Raw genomic sequence first — 18,694 nt, 5'->3', positions numbered from 1 at the left:
GGCTGTCGAGTTTTTCTTTGCACCGCTCAAGGGCGGCATCTGGAGGCCCATGTCCCCGCAACACTATTGGCAAGTCGACGTCTTCGCCGACCAACCACTCACCGGCAATGGCCTGGCGGTGTTTCCCGACGCCCGCGGCATCCCCGCCCAGACGCTGCAGGCGCTGACCCAGGAGCTGCGCCAGTTCGAGTCGATCTTCCTGTTTCCGTCCGCGTCGCTGGACACCTACTCCGCGCGCATCTTCACCCTCGACGAGGAGCTGCCCTTCGCCGGCCACCCGGTGCTGGGCGCCGCCGCGCTGCTGCACCACCTGCACCAGCGCGGCGAGGAGGAACTCTGGACGCTGGAACTGCCGGCCAAGGCGGTGAAGGTCATCACGCGCCGACGCGGCGCGGGCTTCCACGCCGAGATGAACCAGGGCAGCGCCGACTTCGGCAGCGTGCTCGATGAGGCCACGCGCCGGTGGTTCGCCGAGGCCTTCTCGCTGACGGCCGCCGACCTCGCCGACTACCCCGCCGCCATCGTCAGCACCGGCCTGCCCTATCTGCTGCTGCCGGTGCGCAGCGAGGCCCTGGGGCGCGTGCGCCAGCGCACGGATCTGACGGCAGAGCTGGCAAAGCTCAACGCCGCGTTCGTTTTCGTGCTGGATGTGGATAATCGCGAAGGCCGTACCTGGGACGCCGCGGGGATCATCGAGGACGTCGCCACCGGCAGCGCCGCCGGCCCCGTCGCCGCCTACCTGGTGGAGCTGGGCAAGGCGCGCCGCGGCGAGCTGTTCCACCTGGCCCAGGGCCGCTTCGTCGGCCGCCCCAGCCGGCTCGACGTGCAGGTCGGCCAGGATGACGAGGTCCGCGTCGGCGGCGACGTGCAACTGCTTGCCCGCGCCGAGCTGCTGCACCGATTCGCCTGACGACCGGGCTGGCGGCCAGCCCTGCCCACGACGACACTGAACCCACCTGTTCGATGGAGATGCCGCCATGCAATGGCGCAAAGGACGACGCAGCGACAACGTAGTGGATGCCCGCGATGACGACGGCGGCGGCATGGGCGGCGGCGGTATGCGCATTGGCGGCCGCGGCCTCAGCCTGGGCGGCGTGGCCATCGTGGTGGTGATCGGCCTGCTCTCCGGGCAGGACCCGATGACCATCCTCGGCTCCCTGCTCGGCCAGATGGACGTCTCCCAGCAGCAGGCGCCGGCCCGCCCGCCCCAGGGCAAGCCGGCCAGCGGCAACGATCCGCAGGTGGACTTCGTCCGCTCGATCCTCGGCGACACCGAGGACACCTGGGGCGAGATCTTCGCCCGCAGCAACCAGCAGTACGAGCAGCCCAAGCTGATCCTGTTCAACGGCGGGGTGAACTCGGCATGCGGCTTCGCCTCGTCGGCGGTCGGGCCGTTCTATTGCCCGGGCGACCACCGGGTGTACCTCGACCTCGGTTTCTTCCGCGAAATGGAGCAGAAGTTCTCCGCCGCCGGCGACTTCGCCCAGGCCTACGTGATCGCCCACGAAGTCGGCCACCACGTGCAGAACCTGCTGGGCATTTCGGCCAAGATCAACGCCGCCCGCCAGCGCGGCGCGCGCATGGAAGGCGCCAACGGCCTGTCGGTGCGCCAGGAGCTGCAGGCCGACTGCTTCGCCGGCGTCTGGGCCAACCGCGCCCAGCAGCGCCTGAACTGGCTGGAACCTGGCGATGTGGAAGAGGCGCTGAACGCCGCCAACGCCATCGGCGATGACCACCTGCAGCGCCAGGCGCGCGGCACGGTGATGCCGGATTCCTTCACTCACGGCTCATCCGCACAGCGCGTGCGCTGGTTCAAGATCGGCTTCGAGAGCGGCGCGCCGGGCAAGTGCGACACCTTCAAGGCGCAGACGCTTTGATGTTTCGACCCGGTTCGCGAGCAAGCTCGCTCCTACAGCCCCACCCAGCGCTGGAGTGCTTTTCGTAGGAGCGAGCTTGCTCGCAAAGCGCTGGGCGCAAGGGCTACAGGTGACGCCTTAGCAGATCGAGGAAATACCCCGGGTCCAGCGGCTTGACCATGAAATCCAGCACGTTCAGGCGCATCGCCTCGATCACGTCGCGGGCGTTCGCCTGGCCGGAGAGGACGATGATCGGCAGGAAGGTTCCGACCTCGTTCAGCTCGCGGATCAATTCCAACCCCGCCCCTTCGTGTTCCATGCGCAGGTCGGTCACCAGCAGGTCGATATCGGATTCGTCGCGGCGGATGCGCCGCAGCGCTTCGGCGGCGCTGCCGGCAGTCAGGCAGCGGAAGTTCGCGCCCTCGATCAGCTCGCGCATCTCGGCCAGCACGTCGCGGTCATCGTCGACCACCAGCACCAAAGGCTTGTGCGGCGCCTGCGCGGTGACTTCGCGCAACGCTTCGAGCTCCTCCTCATCGAGGACGACAGGACTGATCATGGATGCCACACCGCAGATAGAGGCCCGATGCCAGCAGTCTAGATGGCAATGAGCCTTTAGTCCCCCCGCCTCCGCGCGCGCTGCGCAAAAAAAGGGCCGCAACGCGTGCGGCCCTGGAAATACGCCGGCGGGGCCGGCGTCGTGGGATGTCAGCCAGCCTTGGCCAGGCCGGCCTGGCCAAGGCGCTCGGCGATCTCGCCGAGAATGGCCGGGTCGTCGATGGTGGACGGCGGCGCGTACGGTTCGCCGTCGGCGATCTTGCGCAGCACGGCACGCAGGATCTTGCCCGAGCGGGTCTTGGGCAGGCGCTTGACCACCACCGTGCGCTGGAAACAGGCCAGCGCGCCGATGCGCTCGCGCACCAGGGCGACCAGGTCGCGCTGCAGGTTGGCCTCGCTGATCTGCGCGCCGTCCTTGAGCACTACCAGCCCCAGCGGCACATGGCCCTTGAGGTCGTCCTGCACGGCAATCACCGCGCACTCGGCAACGGCCTCGTGCAGCGCCAGCAGTTCCTCCATCTCGCCGGTGGACAGGCGATGGCCGGAGACGTTAATCACGTCGTCGGTGCGGCCCATGATGTAGACGAAACCCTCCTCGTCCACGTAGCCGCCGTCGCCGGTGTGGTAGTAGCCGGGGAAGGCCTTGAGGTAGGCCTGCAGGTAGCGCGGGTGATCGTTCCACAGCGTCTGCGCACAGCCCGGCGGCAGCGGCAGGGCGATGACGATGGAGCCTTGCTCGTTGGGCCCCAGCAGCCGCCCTTCGTCGTCCACCACCTGCACGTGGTAGCCGGGCACGGCGCGGTTGGTGGAGCCGGCGCGCAGGTCGTGGTCGCCCAGGCCGGTGCAGGGCGCGGTCACCGGCCAGCCGGTCTCGGTCTGCCACCAGTGGTCGTGCACCGGCTTGCCGGTGTGCTCCTCCAGCCAGTGCTGGGTGCTGCTGTCGAGCTTCTCGCCGGCCAGGAACAGGTGGCGCAGCGAGCTCAGGTCGTAGCGTTCGAGTAATTCGCCCTGCGGGTCCTCCTTGCGGATCGCCCGGATCGCCGTGGGCGCGCAGAACAGGCTGTTGACCTGGTGCTCCTCGATCACCCGCCAGTAGCTGCCGGCATCGGGCGTGCGCACCGGCTTGCCCTCGTAGAACACCGTGGTGCAACCGTGCATCAACGGCCCGTAGACGATCAGCGAATGACCGACCACCCAGCCGACGTCGGATACCCCCCACCAGACGTCCCCCGGCTGCAGGCCGAAGATGGTCGGCAGCGCGTAGCTCAGCGCCACCGCGTGGCCGCCGTTGTCGCGCACGATGCCCTTGGGTTTGCCGGTGGTGCCGGAGGTGTACATGATGTACAGCGGGTCGCCGCTGGCGACGTCAACCGGGTCGGCCGGTTGCGCGTGGGCCAGGGTCTCGCGCCAGTCCAGGTCGCGGCCGGCCGTAAGCTCCGCCATCGCCTGCGGGCGTTGCAGCACCAGTACATGGGCCGGCTGGTGCGTGGCCAGTTCCAGGGCCTTGTCCACCAGCGGCTTGTATTCGATTACCCGCTCGAACTCCAGGCCGCAGGACGCGGTGAGCACCAGCTTGGGCCTGGCATCGTCGATGCGCAGCGCCAGCTCATGGGGCGCGAAGCCGCCGAAGACCACCGAGTGGACGGCGCCGAGCCGCGCGCAGGCCAGCATGGCCATGGCCGCCTGGGGCACCATCGGCATGTAGATGATCACCCCGTCGCCCTTCTCCACGCCCAGCGCGCGCAGGGCGCCGGCCAGGCGTGCCACGTCGTCGCGCAGCTGCAGGTAGCTGAAGCGCTGCTGGGTGTTGGTCACGGGGGAGTCGTAGATCAGCGCGGTCTGGTGGCCGCGGCCCAGCTCGATTTGCCGGTCGAGGGCGAGGTAGCAGGTGTTCAGGCGGCCGTCGGCGAACCAGCGATGGCTGCCATCGGGCAAGGCTTGCAGGATCTCCTGCGGGGCGCGGTACCAGGCCACGCGGGCGGCCTGCTCGGCCCAGAAGGCGGAAGGCTCCGCGATGGAGCGGTCATGGGACTGCCGGTAACTCATCGTCACTGCCTCTTATTGTTGTTATCGAGGTCGAACAACGAGTATGGACGGGGATTGCCACCCCACCATCAACCTTTGGTCGTAGTCCTGTCGTCGCTGTTGCCAGCGCCAACAGGGCGATTGCTTTGCAGGATTTTTCGGGCAGACGCCGCCGTTGCGGTGCGAGCCCTCTGGGACGGGCATGGCGTCCAGGAACGGCGGGCGGGCCACCGCATGTCGGCGACCACGGGTCGCACCTTCTACCGACACGGGACAGGACTACACTGAAGGTCCCTTTTAACCTGACCGCGCAGGGGTGAGCACCATGAACATCCTCGTCCGTCCGTCCCGTCTGAGCAAAGACCAGCCGTGGGAAGTCTGCCTCGACCAGCAGGCCGTGGGCTTCCGCAGCGAGACCGAGGCGCGCAGCTTCGTCGCCACCCTCGAAGCCCGCCTGAAGGCCCCGCACCGGCTACCGGAACAGGCGCAGCGCGCCGCCGGCTGATCAGGCCGCGCGGTCGGTGATCTGCCCGCTCGACCAACCGAGCGCCGCGGCCACCAGGCCGCAGGCAGTGATGACCAGCGCCATGGGCAGCGCCGTACCGTCGTGCAAGGCACCGACCAGCGCGGACGCACCGGCGGCAACGGTGAACTGCAGGCTGCCCATCAGCGCCGAGGCGCTGCCGGCATGCCGGCCCTGGCTGGCCATGGCGCAGGCCGAGGAGTTGGGCAGCAGGAAGCCCAGGCTGGCGATGGCGCCGAACAGCGGTATCAGCAACGGCCACAGGTGCGCCGGCTTGGCCAGGGTGATCGCCAGCAGCGCCAGCCCGCAACCGAAGTACACCCAGACCGCTCGCCGCAGCCAGAAGCCCGGCCCGCGGTAGCGCAGCAGCCGCGCGTTGACCTGCGCCATCAGGATGAAGCCCGCCGCGTTGCTGCCGAAGATCCAGCCGTAGTGCTCCGCCGGCACGCCATAGAGTTCGATGAAGACGAACGGCGAGCCGGCGATGTAGGAGAACATCCCGGCGATGGCGACCCCGCCGGTCAGCGCGTAGGTGATGAAGGAGCGGTCGCGGAACAGCGCGCGGTACTGCTTCAGCGCGCCGCGCAGCCGTGGGCGCGGGCCGCTCGGGATGGTCTCGGGCAACCACAGCGCGATGGCGCCGCCGGCCAGCGCACTGAACAGCGTCAGGGTGTAGAAGATCGACTGCCAGCCCGACAGGCTCAGCAGCAACCCGCCGCCCAGCGGCGCCAGGATCGGCGCCAGGCCCATGACCAGCATCAGTTGCGAGAAGGCCTTGGCGGCGGCGATGGGGTCGCACAGGTCACGCACCACTGCGCGCGAGACCACCATGCCCGCGCAGCCGCCCAGGGCCTGGACGAAGCGCGCGGCGATCAGCCATTCCAGGCTCGGCGCAAAGGCGCAGGCGATGGACGCCAGGGTGAAGATGCCCACGCCCACCAGCAGCGGGATGCGCCGGCCGATGCGGTCGGCCAGCGGCCCGTAGAGCAGTTGGCCGATGGCCAGCCCGGCGAAGTAGGCCGACAGGCTCAGCTGGATGTGCTCGACGTCGGTGCCGAAGGCCAGCGCCAGCGCCGGGAAGCTGGGCAGGTAGAAATCGATGGCCATCGGCCCGAAGGCGCTCAGCGAGCCGAGGATCAGCAGGATGCGGAAGTTCATGGATCACCTGGTCACACGCGGCCACCACAGGCGGTGCAGACCGCGGGCAGGCCAGTGTGGAATACGGATTGGCGCGCGAGGAAGGCGCCGCGAAGCCTTGCATTGTGGCGAGCGCCGGAAAATTAGCAAGCTCCCTAAGCAACTCCCCACATAATGGGAGAAGCGGGCCCGGCCGCGCCGGCCGGGCCCGTTGTCGCATCAGGCCTCGTGCACGCCCTCTGGGGCGGGCTTGGCCTTGGCCTTGCGGCCGCTGAGCTTGTCCGCGGCCGATTCCACCAGCATGTAGAACATCGGGATGAGGAAGGTCGCCAGCAAGGTCGCAGCGAGCATCCCGCCGATCACCCCGGTGCCGATGGAGTGACGGCTTGCCGAGCCTGCGCCGGTGCTGATGGCCAGCGGCACGCAACCCAGGATGAAGGCCAGCGAGGTCATCACGATCGGGCGGAAGCGCAGCTTGGCTGCCTCCAGCGCCGCCTCGACCGGGCCCATGCCCTGCTCTTCGCGGCACAGCACGGCGAACTCGATGATCAGGATGGCGTTCTTCGCCGCCAGGCCGATCAGGGTCACCAGGCCGACCTGGAAGTACACGTCGTTATCCAGCCCGCGTAGCCAGATCGCCAGGATCGCCCCGAATACCGCAAACGGCACCGCGGTGACCACCGCCAGCGGCAGGGTCCAGCGCTCGTACTGGGCCGCGAGGATAAGGAACACCAGGATCAGGCCGAAGATGAACGCGGTGCTGCCCGAACCCTGGGTCGCCAGCTCCTGGTAGGCCGAGCCGATCCAGGCCAGCGAGTATTCCTCGCCCAGAACTTCATCCGCCACCGCCTGCATGGCCGCCAGCGCCTGGCCGGAGCTGTAGCCCGGCGCCGGGCCGCCGAGCAGCTTGGCCGCCGGGAAGACGTTGAAGCGCGCGTAGGAGTCCGGGCCGAGGATGCGCTTGACGGACACCAGGGTGGTCAGCGGCACCAGGTCGCCGGTGGACGAGCGCACGAAGACCTGGCTGAGGTCTTCCGGCTTGCGGCGGAACTCCGGCTCCGACTCCAGGGACACCTGCCAGGTCCGCCCATAGAGGGTGAAGTCGTTGACGTAGTAGCTGCCGAAGGTGGACTGCATGGCGGTGAACACGTCGTTGATCGCCACGCCCAGCGAGCGCGCCTTGGTGCGGTCGAGGTCGACGTAGTACTGCGGCACGTTGGCGTTGAAGGTGGTGTTCAGCCCCGCCAGTTCCGGGCGCTTGGCCGCGGCGGCGAGGAACTTCATGGTCACCTCCTCCAGTTGCTCGGAGGTGCCGCCGCTGCGGTCCTGGATGTAGGCCTCGAAGCCGCCGGTGGTACTCATGCCGGTGATCGGCGGCGGGTTGAAGGACATCACCACGCCGTCTTCCTGGCCCGCGCCCATTTTCATGAACTCATGGGTCAGGTTGCGTGCATCCAGCTCGGGCGTGTTGCGCTCCTTCCAGTCCTTGAGCGTGACGAAGGACACCCCGGCGTTGCTGCGGGTGCCGAAGGTGAGGATGTCGAAGCCGGCGAAGGTCACAACGTCCGCCACCGCCGGATGCTTCATCAGCTGGTGGGTGACGTCGCTGGTGAGCTTTTCGGTGCGGCTGAGCGATGCCGCTGGCGGCAGGAAGTAGGCGTTGAGCACGTAGCCCTGGTCCTCGTCGGGCACCAGCGAGCCGGGCACCCGGCCGAACAGGATGACCAGCAGCGCGATCATCCCGCCAAACAGCAGCAGGCCCAGCGCCGCGCGCTTGAGGAAGAACTGCACCCCGGCGCCGTAGCCGTTGGTGATGCGTTCGAAGGTGCGGTTGAACCAGCGGAATGGCGCGGCCGGCTCCTTGTGCTCAGCCTTGAGGATCAGCGCGCAGAGCGCCGGCGACAGGGTCAGGGCGACGATGCCGGAGATCACCACGGATACCGCGATGGTGATCGCGAACTGCTTGTACATCTGGCCCGCCAGGCCGCCGAGGAAGCCCACCGGGATGAACACGGCGCAGAGCACCAGCACGATGGCAACGATCGGCCCGGTCACCTCCTCCATGGCCTTGATCGCCGCTTCCTTGGGGCTGAGCTTCTCGGTGCGCATCACCCGCTCGACGTTCTCCAGCACCACGATGGCGTCGTCCACCACGATGCCGATGGCCAGCACCATGCCGAACAGCGACAGCAGGTTGATCGAGAAGCCCATCAGGTACATGCCGGCGAAGGTGCCCACCAGCGACACCGGGATCGCCAGCACCGGGATCAGCGTGGCGCGGATGTTCTGCAGGAAGATGAAGACCACCACCATCACCAGGATCAGCGCCTCGACGAAGGTGTGCACCACCTCCTCGATGGACACCTTCACGAAGGTGGTGGTGTCGTACGGGATCTTGTAGGTGATGCCCTGCGGGAAGCGCTTGGCCAGCGCCTCCATGTGGTCACGAACGGCCTGGGCGGTGTCCAGCGCGTTGGCGCCCGGCTGCAGGTAGATACCGAAGGCGGCGTTCTGCTGGCCGTTGAGCGAGGTCACCAGGGAGTAGTCCTGCGCCCCCAGCTCGACCCGCGCCACGTCCTTGAGCAGCAAACTGGCGCCGGTGGAATCGCTGCGCAGGATGACGTTCTCGAACTCCTTGGGATCGGTGAAGCGGCCCTGGGCCGTGGCCATGTAGGTGAAGTCCTGCGGCTCCTTCATCGGCTGCTGGCCGAAGCTGCCGGCGGCGAACTGCGAGTTCTGCTCGCGGATCGCGTTGACCACGTCGGTGGGCGTCAGGTTGTACTGCGCCAGCTTGTCCGGGCGCAGCCAGACGCGCATGGAGTAGTCCTTGGAACCGAACTGGCTGACGTCGCCGACGCCGGGAATCCGCTTGAGGTCGTCGATCACGTTGATCAGCGCGTAGTTGCTGATGAAGATCGGGTCGCGGGAGTTGTCCGGCGAGAACAGCGTCACCACCTGGAGGATGTCGGAGGATTTCTTCTCCACCTTCACGCCCTGCCGGCGCACTTCCTCGGGCAGCTTGGCGAGCGCCGCCTGCACCTTGTTGTTGACGTCGATGGTGGCCTGGTCGGGGTCGGTGCCGACCTCGAAGTACACGGTCAGGCTCATGGCGCCGCTGGCGTCGGAGTTGGACAGCTGGTAGATCATGCCCTCCACGCCGTTGATTTCCTGCTCCAGCGGAGCGGCCACGGTTTCGGCGATGACCTGGGAGCTGGCGCCCGGGTAGGAGGCCGTCACGGACACTTCCGGCGGCACGATTTCCGGGTACTGGGCAATGGGCAGCGCGCGCATGGCCACCAGGCCCGCGAGCAGGATCACGATGGAAATCACCATCGCGAACACCGGACGTTCGATGAAGAAGCGCGAAATCACGATGGGCGCTCCTTAGGACTGGGTAGAGGCGGTGTCGGCTGCAGACTCCTGCGCGCCACCTTCCACGGCCTTGACCGGCTGGTCGGGGCGCACCTTGAGCACGCCATCGACGATCACCCGATCCCCGTCATCCACGCCGGCGTCGATGATCCAGCGGCCGTTCACGGTCTTGGTGGTGGTCACCTGGCGCACGCGCGCGAAGCCGTCCTTGTCCACCACGTAGACGAAGGTGCCACGCGGCCCCTGGGCCAGGGCGCGCTCGGGCAGGGTGACGGCGTTGTTCTGGGTGATGCCGGTGATCAGGATGCGCACGAACTGGCCGGGAATCAGCAGGTTGTGCGGGTTGGGCACCACGGCGCGGGCGTTCACGGTGCCGGTGCCGGTGTTGACGAAGCTGTCGGTGAAGTCGACGACACCCTCGATGGGGTATTTGCTGCCGTCGCCGAAACGCAGCTCGGCGGTCAGCTTGCCGTCCTTGGGCAGGATGTAGCGGCCGCTCTTGACCCCGTCGTTCATTTGCGAGGCCTGGGTATCGGGGTAGGCGAAGTTGACGTACACCGGGTCGAGCTGGGTGAGCTTGGTCAGCAGGCTGGAGTTCGGGTCGCTGGCCACCACCAGGCTGCCCTCGGAGCGCACTTCCTTGCTCGCCATGCCGGAGATCGGCGCGGTCACGGTGGTGTAGTTGAGGTCGATCTGCTTGGCCTGGACGTTGGCGCGGGCAGCCTCGACGTCCGCCTTGGCCTGCTCGAAATCGGAGGTGTAGCGGTCCAGTTCGCTTTCACTGGCAAAGCCCTTGGCCTGCAGTTCACGGATCCGTTTGAGGTCGCGTTCGGTCTGGCGGTAACGCGCCTGGGTCTGCGCCAGCGAGCCCTTGGCCTGCCCCAGCGCCGCCTGGTAGGGGCGCGGATCGATGCGGAACAGCACCTGGCCTTCCTTCACCGGACGACCTTCCTCGTAGGTCCGGCGCTGCAGGATGCCGCTGACCTGGGCGCGCACTTCCACTTCGCGGTAACCGGCGGTCCGCGCGGCATACTCGAAGGTCAGCGGTACCGGCGCACTCTTGGCCACTTCAACCGTGACCGCCGGAGGAGGCGGCGCCGCCGTGGCGGGTTTGTCCTCTGCCTGGGCCCAGCTAGCGAACAGGAATGGCAACCCAGCGACAACTAGCGCGACGGGCAAACGGCGGGCAAACGGCATGTAACCTCTCCATGGAAATGACTGACTGCGTACGCGGGGGATGACGACTGTGCGACATTTACCTACGCCAGTGTCTGTAAAGCACTGTTAGCGTTGTAAAATCAGTAAACTGCCCGTCACCCCAGTGATCCTAGCCTGTATACCAGCAAGCGTCATGCGAAGAACTAAAGAAGATTCGGAACGAACTCGCCAGACAATTCTTACGTCAGCTGAAGGCCTTTTCTTTGCGAAAGGCGTCTCGAATACCAGCCTGGAAGAGATCGCCCGCGCCGCCGGCGTGACCCGCGGAGCGGTGTACTGGCACTTCCAGAACAAGGCGCATCTGTTCAACGACATGCTCAACCAGGTCCGCCTGCCGCCCGAGCAACTGGCGCAGCGGCTGTCCGGTTGCGACGGGCATGACCCGATCGAGTCGTTGTTCCAGCTCAGCGTGGAAGTGGTCGAGAACCTCGCCCGCGACGAACAGCGCCGGCGCATCCTCACCATCCTTCTGCAACGCTGCGAGTTCACCGATGAACTGCGCGACGCCGAGGAACGCCACAACCAGTTCGTCCGCCAGTTCATCGAGCTGAGCGAGCAGCTGTTCCGCCGCGAGGACTGCCAGTCGCGCCTGATGCCGGGCGTGACGCCCAAGGTGGCGTCGCGCGCGGTGCACGCGATGATCTTCGGCCTGCTCAGCGACTGGCTGCGCGACCCCGACCTGTTCGACCCGCTGGAGGAAACCCGCGCGCTGTTCGATGCCGTGTTCCGCGGCCTGGTGCGCGACTGGCACGCGGCCCAGGCATGAGGGCCGGCAGAGCGCCGGCCCGGAAGGAATGAAGGCTCAGGCCGCCTCGGCCTCGTAGCCTTCCTCGCGAATCGCCGCCAGGATCGCGGCATCGTCCAGCCGGCTGGCGACACGGACTTCGCCGCTGCCCAGGTCGACCTGCACGTCCGCTGCGGCGTCCAGCGCCTGGACCGCCTGGGTGATGGCCCGCACGCAGTGGCCGCAACTCATGCCTTTGACAGTGAAGGTGTGCATGGGATCTCTCCTCTCGTGGTGGATGCGTTGGCGACAGTCTCGACCTTGACACCGTGGCAAGGTCAAGCGTCTCGCGTTGCACCCGTCCTGGGCTTGTCCTACGTCAGCCTCTCAGCCAAGCTGCGGAAATAGCTGACTCATCGGAGAACGCCCATGCGCCGTTCCCTATTACTGGCCGCCAGTTTCGCCGCCCTTCTGCCTTTCGCCGGCCTGCCTTCGTGCTGGGCCGACGGCATGCCCGAGGCACCCTCGGCGCCACCCTCCCCCTCGCCCGCCTCCCCGGCCGCGCCACCGAGCACGCCCGGTTCCTGGCCGGTACCCGACGCGCAGCCGGTGGCCTACGCGGTGTTGGTCGTCAGCCGCGAACGGCTGGATACCGGCACGGCCTGCGATATCGACCTGTACGTGCAGGACGAAAAGGTCTCGCGGATGCAGCCGGAAGCCGAAGTCGCCCTCAACCTGCCGCCGGGCGAAGTCTCTTTGCGCCTGCAGATCGCCAACTCGGGCCTCTGCCGCAGCGGCATCCAGCCCCTGCGCGCGCAATCGGTGCAGTTGCACGCCGGCGAGGTGCGCAAGTTCCGCATCGCCAACAGCGAGAGCGGGCTATACCTGATGCCGGTCGCCAGCGGCAGCTGATTTCGCGGCCTGCCTGACCTGCGACACGATGGCAGCACACGAGGGTTGACCTTACCCTCGTGTCAAGGTTGATGCTAGCGGGGAACTTCAGGGAGAACGCCCCATGAGCAGCGCCAACCCCATCGAACTCGACCTGCCCGTTTCCGGGATGACCTGCGCCAGCTGCGCCGGCCGGGTCGAACGCGCCCTGCGCAAAGTCCCCGGCGTACAGGACGCCAGCGTCAACCTCGCCAGCGAACAGGCCCGCGTGCAGCTCGCCGCGCCCTCCAGCGCGGCCACCCTGCCGGCGCTGGTCGCCGCCGTCGAGCAGGCCGGCTACCAGGTGCCGGCCCACAGCCTGGAGCTGGCCATCGAAGGCATGACCTGCGCCAGCTGCGTCGGCCGCGTCGAACGCGCCTTGAGCAAGGTCCCCGGGGTGCGCTCGGCCAGCGTCAACCTGGCCAGCGAACGCGCCCACGTCGAACTGCTCGGCGCGGTGGAGACCGCCGCGCTGATCGCCGCCGTCGACAAGGCCGGCTACCAGGCCCGCCCTATCGAACCCGACCAACCCGCCGTGGACCCGGCCGTGGCCCGCCTGGCGCGCGAGCGCTGGTGGCTGGCCGCCGCCATCCTGCTATCGCTGCCGCTGGTGCTGCCGATGGTCGGCGACTGGTTCGGCCAGCACTGGATGCTGCCGGCCTGGGTGCAATTCCTCCTGGCCACGCCCGTGCAGTTCCTCATTGGCGCACGCTTCTACGTGTCCGCCTACAAGGCCGTGCGCGCGCGCAGCGGCAACATGGACCTGCTGGTCGCCCTGGGCACCAGCGCCGGTTACGGCCTGAGCCTGTACCTCTGGTACGCCGCAGCGCCTGGGCAGATGCCACACCTGTATTTCGAAGCCAGCGCCGTGGTGATCACCCTGATCCTGCTCGGCAAATACCTGGAAAGCCGCGCCAAGCGCCAGACCGCCGCCGCCATCCGCGCCCTCGAAGCCCTGCGCCCCGAGCGGGCCACCCGCGTGCGCGACGGTGTCGAGGAAGACGTCGCCATCGCCGCCCTGCGCCTGGGCGACGAAGTACTGGTGCGCCCCGGCGAACGCTTCCCGGTGGATGGCGAAGTGCTCGCCGGGCAGAGCCACGCCGACGAAGCGCTGATCACCGGTGAAAGCCTGCCGGTTCCCAAGGATGTCGGCGACCCGGTCACCGGCGGCGCCATCAACGGCGAAGGCGTGCTGCGCGTGAAGACCACCGCGTTGGGCAGCGAGACCGTGCTGGCGCGCATCATCCGCCTGGTGGAGGACGCCCAGGCCGCCAAGGCGCCGATCCAGAAGCTGGTGGACAAGGTCAGCAACGTGTTCGTCCCGGTGGTGATCGGCATCGCCCTGGTCACGCTGGTGGGCTGGCTGCTCGCCGGTGCCGGCTGGGAACAGGCGCTGATCAACGCCGTGGCGGTGCTGGTGATCGCCTGCCCCTGCGCCCTCGGCCTCGCCACGCCGACCGCGATCATGGCCGGCACCGGTGTGGCGGCCAAGCACGGCATCCTGATCAAGGACGCCGAAGCCCTGGAAGTCGCCCACGGGGTGACCGCCGTGGCCTTCGACAAGACCGGCACCCTCACCTCGGGCCAGCCGCGCATCACCAACCTCGCGACGGACGGCGACGAGGCCGACGCCCTCGCCCTGGCCGGCGCCCTGCAGCGCGGCAGCGAACACCCGCTGGCCCGCGCCGTGCTCGACGCCTGCGCCGAGCGCAACCTGGACCCGGCCGCCGCCGAGGCCACCCAGGCCCTGACCGGCCGGGGCATCCAGGGCCGCATCGATGGCCGTCTGCTGGCCCTGGGCAACCGCCGCATGCTCGACGAAGCCCAGCTGCAACCCGGCGCGCTGGCCGGCTCCGCTCAACAATGGGAAGCCGAAGGCCGCACCCTGTCCTGGCTCATCGAGCGCGAACCGCAAGCCCGCGTGATCGCCCTGTTCGCCTTCGGCGACAGCCTCAAGGACGGCGCGAAAACCGCCATCGACGGCCTGCGCGAGCGCGGCATCGCCAGCCACCTGATCACCGGCGACAACCGCGGCAGCGCCCAGGTCGTGGCCGCCGCCCTGGGCCTGGACGACGTACACGCCGAAGTGCTGCCCGGCGACAAGGCCGCCGTCGTCGGCGCGTTGCGCCAGCAAGGCAAGGTCGTGGCCATGGTCGGCGACGGCATCAACGACGCCCCGGCCCTGGCTGCCGCGGATGTCGGCATTGCCATGGGCGGCGGTACCGACGTGGCCATGCACGCCGCCGGCATCACCCTGATGCGCGGCGACCCGCGCCTGGTTCCGGCGGCGCTGGACATCTCCCGGCGCACCTACGCGAAGATCCGCCAGAACCTGTTCTGGGCCTTCATCTACAACCTGGTGGGCATCCCGCTGGCCGCCTTCGGCCTGCTCAACCCCATGGTGGCCGGCGCGGCGATGGCCGCCTCCAGCGTCAGCGTGGTGAGCAACGCCCTGCTGCTCAAGCGCTGGAAGCCTCGGGACCAGTAAGCATCACGCCCCGCCCAGGCGGGCGTTCATTCAGGAGTCATCGGCATGAACATCGGCGAAGCGGCGAAAAAGAGCGGCCTGACCGCGAAGATGATCCGCTACTACGAATCCACCGGCCTGCTCGCCCCCGCCGGCCGCAGCGCCAGCGGCTACCGCCACTACAGCGAGCAGGACCTGCACACCCTGGCCTTCATCCGCCGCTCGCGGGACTTCGGCTTCTCGCTGGAGGAAGTCGGCCAACTGCTCGCCCTCTGGCAGGACCGCCAGCGCGCCAGCGCCGACGTGAAGGCCCTGGCCGCCCGGCACATCGACGAACTCAACCGCAAGATCGCCGAACTCAGCAGCCTGCGCGACACCCTGCAGGAGCTGAGCGACCACTGCCAGGGCGACCACCGGCCGGACTGCCCGATCCTGAAGGACCTGGAGTCGGGGGCGTGTTGCCACTGAGGACTGTTCACACGGCGTTTGGCCCCCCATGAAATACCGAGGCTACGCCGCCCGCATCGAATACAGCGACGATGACGGACTGTTCATCGGCCATATCGCCGGCATCCGCGACGTGGTCGGATTCCACGGCGAGTCGGTCAGCGAACTGCGCGAGGCGTTCGAAGAGGCGGTGGACGACTACCTGGCGACTTGCGAGAAGCTGGGTCGCGAGCCGCAGCGGCCGTTCTCCGGCAAGCTCAGCCTGCGCCTCGACCCGCAACTGCATGCGCAGGTGGCGATCAAGGCCGAGCTGAGCAACCAGAGCATCAACCAGTCGGTCGTGGATCGCCTCGGCGAGGCGGTCTGATTCGCTAGCTCTTCGTAGGAGCGAGCTTGCTCGCGAACAGCCTTGCCCACTGAGCCAGCCGATGTTCGCGAGCGAGCTCGCTCCTACAGATATCGCTTCAGCCTTGTGCGCTGGCCGTCGCGCGGCGGCGCCAGATTGAGGCCGGGAGCACCGTCACGGCCAGGCCAATGAAGACCAGCACGCAGGCCATCCAGTCCTGGGTGGTGAGGTCTTCGCCGAGGAACAGCCAGCCCGACAGCAACCCGGACACCGGCACGGCGAGGGCGAAAGGCGTGACCTGGCTGGCCGGGTAGCGGCGCAGCAGGAAGCTCCACAGGCCGAAGCCGACGGTGGTGGCGAGGAAGGCGATGTACAGCAGCGCGCCCGCACCGCCCCAATTGATGTTCAGCACGGCGTGTTCGATGGCCTCCTGGCCTTCGAAGATCCACGACAGCACCAGCAGCGGCAGCGGCGGAATCAGGCTGACCCAGCTGATCAGGCGCAGCATGTCGCTGGCGCCGGAGCGCTTGGTGGCGATGTTGGAGAAAGCCCAGGCCAGCGCGGCGGCGATCACCAGCAGGAAGGCCAGCAGGCTGTCACCCATTGGCCGTTCCAGGCCGATCAGCAGCAAGCCGCCGGCAGCCAGCGCCAGGCCGAGCAGTGCGCGCGGGCTGGGGCGCTCGCCGAGGAAGGCGGCGGCGACCAGCACGGTGAAGAACACCTGGCTCTGCAGCACCAGCGAGGACAGGCCGGCGGGCATGCCGATGTGCATGCCGACGAACAGCAGGCCGAACTTGACCACGCCCAGCAGCACGCCGATCTGCACGATGCGCCAGAACGGCGCCGGCAGCGGGCCGCGCAGGAAGATCAGCGGCAGCGCCGCCAGGGCGAAGCGCAGGGCGCAGAACAGCAGCGGCGGGAAATCGTGCAGGCCGACCTTGATCACGACAAAGTTGACGCCCCAGATCAGGGTGACCAGCAGGGCAAGGAGTACGTGGCGAAGGGGCATGGCAGAGCGCTCGGAGTGGGATGTCAGGAAAACTAACAGCCCGCGTCTGAAATGTATGGATACAGTTGGGTGAGTACAGTTTGAAAGGAACCTGATGGTAGGAGGAGCAACTGTCTATCCCGGGATAAATCGTGCCCGGGTGTTCCCTCACCCCAGCCCTCTCCCAGAGGGAGAGGCAGTCTTTGCGCAGGCCATCATGTACAAGCCGGTCATGCCCGCGAGCGCGCCCATGGGCGCCTACCGTGAGCGGAGGGCTTCGGATTGCGCCTGCGACAGCCGTGCCCGCCGCGAAGGATTTTGCGGACAAGGTCCGCTTGAACTGGAAAGTCTTGCACGGATACCGGCCCTCTCCCCCCGCCCTCTCCCTGAAGGGAGAGGGAGCTCTCCGTGCCGGCTGATGCTGAGGTTTCATCCTGCACCGTACGGTCCCCTCTCCCTTCAGGGAGAGGGTTAGGGAGAGGGAAGCTCGCGGCACGGACTTTCAAAGAAAAACGGCAGCCCCCAGGAGGCAAAGCACTTGGGCCGACCTGTAGGAGCGAGCTCGCTCGCGAACGCGCACGCCGGCAAGCACGGTGCGAGGCAGGTTCGCGAGCAAGCTCGCTCCTACAAGGTCTCGATGCTCAGCTTCGGCCAGCGCGCCGGCCAGTTCTTGGCGGCGATACGCTCGCGGTAGAGGTGCGGCTTGCTGCGGAAATGCTCGGTGGGCCGGACGCGCAGCGCCCAGAGGTCGTCGATGCCCAGCGGTGCCAGCAGTTCCAGCGATTCCGCGCGCAACCGCAGCGCCACCGCCGTGCAGACTTCCGGCCAATGGAACATTGCATCGGCGCAATCCCGGTAGGCTCGATCAGCGTTGCGAAAATGCATCCGCGCCTGGTTGCGCACGGACCAGGGCGCTTCCGGGCAAACCTCGGCCAGCCGACGCTCCCAGGCGAAATCCGCCTCGGGCTGCAGGCAACCGGCATCGAAATACAGCACGTCGATATCGCTGAGCGGCGTGGGTTCGCGGTAGCCATGCAAGGCATCCCACACCGCGTTGCGCACGAAGCCGGCGGCGATCCAGGCGCCGTCCGGGCCGTGATCGCGCACCACGCGAAGCAACCGCATACGTTCGGGTTGCGCGGCGATCAGCGCGATAAGCGCCGGCTCGCCGCGCGCCTGGCTCAGGCCTGTTCCCACGGCGGGGGCGGCGGCTCGTCGCGCTGCTGCGGGGCGTCCTGGGCGGCGCGGCCAGCTTCGCGGCGCTCCTGCTCGCGCAGGGCGTCGGCGATTTCACGCAGCACCGAGTCCACGTCGGCCTCGTCTTCCGGGTCGTCGAAATGCCCGGTGAGCACGGTGTCCGGTTGCAGCTTGCCGTCCTCGTAGAGGGCCCACATTTCCTTGGCGTAGTGGGTGTACTTGAGCTCCGGGGCGAAGCGGCCGAAATAGGCGGCCATGTTGCCCACGTCGCGCTCGAGCATGCGGAAGGCGTGGTTGTTGCCGGCAGCGTCCACCGCCTGCGGCAGGTCGATGATCACCGGGCCGTCCGGGCCGACCAGCACGTTGAACTCCGACAGGTCGCCGTGCACGAGGCCGGCGCAGAGCATCATGACGATCTGGCGGATGAGGAATTCGTGGAATTCACGGGCCAGCTCGGGCTCCATCACCACGTCGTTCAGGCGCGGCGCGGCATCGCCCTCCTCGTCGGCGACCATCTCCATCAGCAGCACGCCGTCGAGGAAATCGTAGGGCTTGGGCACCCGCACACCGGCGTTGGCCAGGCGGAACAGCGCGGCCACCTCGGCATTCTGCCAGGCATCCTCCTGCTCCTTGCGGCCGTACTTGGTGCCCTTGGCCATGGCGCGGGCCTGGCGGCTGTTGCGCACCTTGCGGCCTTCCTGGTACTCGGCGGCCTGGCGGAAGCTGCGTTTGTTGGCTTCCTTGTAGACCTTGGCGCAGCGCAGTTCGGTGCCGCAGCGCACCACGTAGACCGCTGCTTCCTTGCCGCTCATCAGCGGCCGCAATACTTCATCGATCAGGCCGTCTTCGATCAACGGCTCCAGGCGTTTCGGGGTTTTCATCAGGCTTCCTGGCGTACCTCTCTGG

17 protein-coding genes are annotated in these 18,694 nt (G+C 67.8%); 8 read left to right on the top strand and 9 right to left on the bottom strand.

Features of this window, described 5'->3' with window-relative positions; translation table 11 throughout:
• The first annotated feature begins 49 nt into the window (after positions 1 to 49).
• Positions 50 to 910 (top strand): PhzF family phenazine biosynthesis protein, encoded by an 861-nt coding sequence (locus N0B71_RS12785; RefSeq protein WP_259759233.1) that lies wholly within the window; start codon positions 50 to 52, stop codon positions 908 to 910.
• Between the two features lie 67 nt (positions 911 to 977).
• Positions 978 to 1,877: a KPN_02809 family neutral zinc metallopeptidase gene (gene ypfJ / locus N0B71_RS12780; RefSeq protein ID WP_259759232.1), complete on the top strand. Its 900-nt coding sequence runs from the start codon at positions 978 to 980 to the stop codon at positions 1,875 to 1,877.
• Positions 1,878 to 1,980: 103 nt separating this feature from the next.
• Here the strand turns inward: ypfJ and N0B71_RS12775 are convergent, their stop codons facing one another.
• The gene (locus N0B71_RS12775) at positions 1,981 to 2,415 is read right to left on the bottom strand and encodes a response regulator (RefSeq protein WP_259759231.1); all 435 of its coding nucleotides are present in this window, start codon (positions 2,413 to 2,415) and stop codon (positions 1,981 to 1,983) included.
• 149 nt (positions 2,416 to 2,564) lie between these two features.
• Entirely contained in the window at positions 2,565 to 4,460 is a 1,896-nt protein-coding gene (locus N0B71_RS12770; RefSeq protein ID WP_259759230.1) for a propionyl-CoA synthetase, read from the bottom strand.
• 304 nt (positions 4,461 to 4,764) lie between these two features.
• Here N0B71_RS12770 and N0B71_RS12765 point away from each other — a divergent pair, with 304 nt between their 5' ends.
• Positions 4,765 to 4,944 carry a hypothetical protein gene (locus N0B71_RS12765; RefSeq protein WP_259759229.1) on the top strand — a complete coding sequence of 60 codons (180 nt, stop codon included), beginning with the start codon at positions 4,765 to 4,767 and terminating at the stop codon, positions 4,942 to 4,944.
• Here N0B71_RS12765 and N0B71_RS12760 read toward each other — a convergent pair whose 3' ends face one another.
• The 3 genes from N0B71_RS12760 to N0B71_RS12750 form a co-directional block, all read right to left on the bottom strand.
• Positions 4,945 to 6,120 carry a multidrug effflux MFS transporter gene (locus N0B71_RS12760; protein WP_259759228.1) on the bottom strand — a complete coding sequence of 392 codons (1,176 nt, stop codon included), beginning with the start codon at positions 6,118 to 6,120 and terminating at the stop codon, positions 4,945 to 4,947. It lies immediately after the preceding gene.
• 198 nt (positions 6,121 to 6,318) lie between these two features.
• Entirely contained in the window at positions 6,319 to 9,471 is a 3,153-nt protein-coding gene (locus tag N0B71_RS12755) for an efflux RND transporter permease subunit (RefSeq protein WP_311197235.1), read from the bottom strand.
• A 12-nt stretch (positions 9,472 to 9,483) separates the two neighbouring features.
• Positions 9,484 to 10,668 (bottom strand): efflux RND transporter periplasmic adaptor subunit, encoded by a 1,185-nt coding sequence (locus N0B71_RS12750; RefSeq protein ID WP_259759227.1) that lies wholly within the window; start codon positions 10,666 to 10,668, stop codon positions 9,484 to 9,486.
• Between the two features lie 154 nt (positions 10,669 to 10,822).
• Between N0B71_RS12750 and N0B71_RS12745 the strand changes: the two genes are divergently transcribed.
• The gene (locus tag N0B71_RS12745) at positions 10,823 to 11,455 is read left to right on the top strand and encodes a TetR family transcriptional regulator (RefSeq protein ID WP_259759226.1); all 633 of its coding nucleotides are present in this window, start codon (positions 10,823 to 10,825) and stop codon (positions 11,453 to 11,455) included.
• 36 nt (positions 11,456 to 11,491) lie between these two features.
• On the opposite strand, the gene N0B71_RS12740 is transcribed toward N0B71_RS12745, so the two are convergent.
• On the bottom strand, positions 11,492 to 11,689 hold the full coding sequence (locus N0B71_RS12740; protein WP_259759225.1) for a heavy-metal-associated domain-containing protein: 198 nt from the start codon (positions 11,687 to 11,689) through the stop codon (positions 11,492 to 11,494).
• Positions 11,690 to 11,842: 153 nt separating this feature from the next.
• Here N0B71_RS12740 and N0B71_RS12735 point away from each other — a divergent pair, with 153 nt between their 5' ends.
• The 4 genes from N0B71_RS12735 (at position 11,843) to N0B71_RS12720 (ending at position 15,624) form a co-directional block, all read left to right on the top strand.
• Positions 11,843 to 12,325 carry a hypothetical protein gene (locus tag N0B71_RS12735; protein WP_259759224.1) on the top strand — a complete coding sequence of 161 codons (483 nt, stop codon included), beginning with the start codon at positions 11,843 to 11,845 and terminating at the stop codon, positions 12,323 to 12,325.
• Positions 12,326 to 12,428: 103 nt separating this feature from the next.
• Positions 12,429 to 14,831 (top strand): heavy metal translocating P-type ATPase, encoded by a 2,403-nt coding sequence (locus tag N0B71_RS12730; RefSeq protein ID WP_259759223.1) that lies wholly within the window; start codon positions 12,429 to 12,431, stop codon positions 14,829 to 14,831.
• Between the two features lie 45 nt (positions 14,832 to 14,876).
• On the top strand, positions 14,877 to 15,278 hold the full coding sequence (cueR, locus tag N0B71_RS12725; protein WP_024763041.1) for a Cu(I)-responsive transcriptional regulator: 402 nt from the start codon (positions 14,877 to 14,879) through the stop codon (positions 15,276 to 15,278).
• A gap of 28 nt (positions 15,279 to 15,306) precedes the next feature.
• Complete coding sequence (locus tag N0B71_RS12720; RefSeq protein ID WP_259759222.1) at positions 15,307 to 15,624, top strand: type II toxin-antitoxin system HicB family antitoxin; 318 nt, start codon at positions 15,307 to 15,309, stop codon at positions 15,622 to 15,624.
• A 97-nt stretch (positions 15,625 to 15,721) separates the two neighbouring features.
• On the opposite strand, the gene N0B71_RS12715 is transcribed toward N0B71_RS12720, so the two are convergent.
• The 3 genes from N0B71_RS12715 to N0B71_RS12705 all read right to left on the bottom strand — a co-directional run bounded on the left by N0B71_RS12715 (position 15,722) and on the right by N0B71_RS12705 (position 18,669).
• A complete protein-coding gene (locus N0B71_RS12715) occupies positions 15,722 to 16,612 on the bottom strand; it encodes an EamA family transporter (protein ID WP_259759221.1) in 891 nt (296 codons plus the stop codon).
• A 603-nt stretch (positions 16,613 to 17,215) separates the two neighbouring features.
• Positions 17,216 to 17,716 (bottom strand): nucleotidyltransferase family protein, encoded by a 501-nt coding sequence (locus N0B71_RS12710; RefSeq protein WP_259759220.1) that lies wholly within the window; start codon positions 17,714 to 17,716, stop codon positions 17,216 to 17,218.
• Between the two features lie 56 nt (positions 17,717 to 17,772).
• Positions 17,773 to 18,669, bottom strand: a complete 897-nt coding sequence (locus N0B71_RS12705) for a PA4780 family RIO1-like protein kinase (protein WP_259759219.1) — start codon at positions 18,667 to 18,669, stop codon at positions 17,773 to 17,775.
• Between the last annotated feature and the right edge of the window lie 25 nt (positions 18,670 to 18,694).

It is taken from the genome of Pseudomonas sp. GCEP-101 (assembly GCF_025133575.1).
Lineage (GTDB): Bacteria > Pseudomonadota > Gammaproteobacteria > Pseudomonadales > Pseudomonadaceae > Pseudomonas > Pseudomonas nitroreducens_B.
This window is presented reverse-complemented; position numbering and strand designations above follow the sequence as displayed.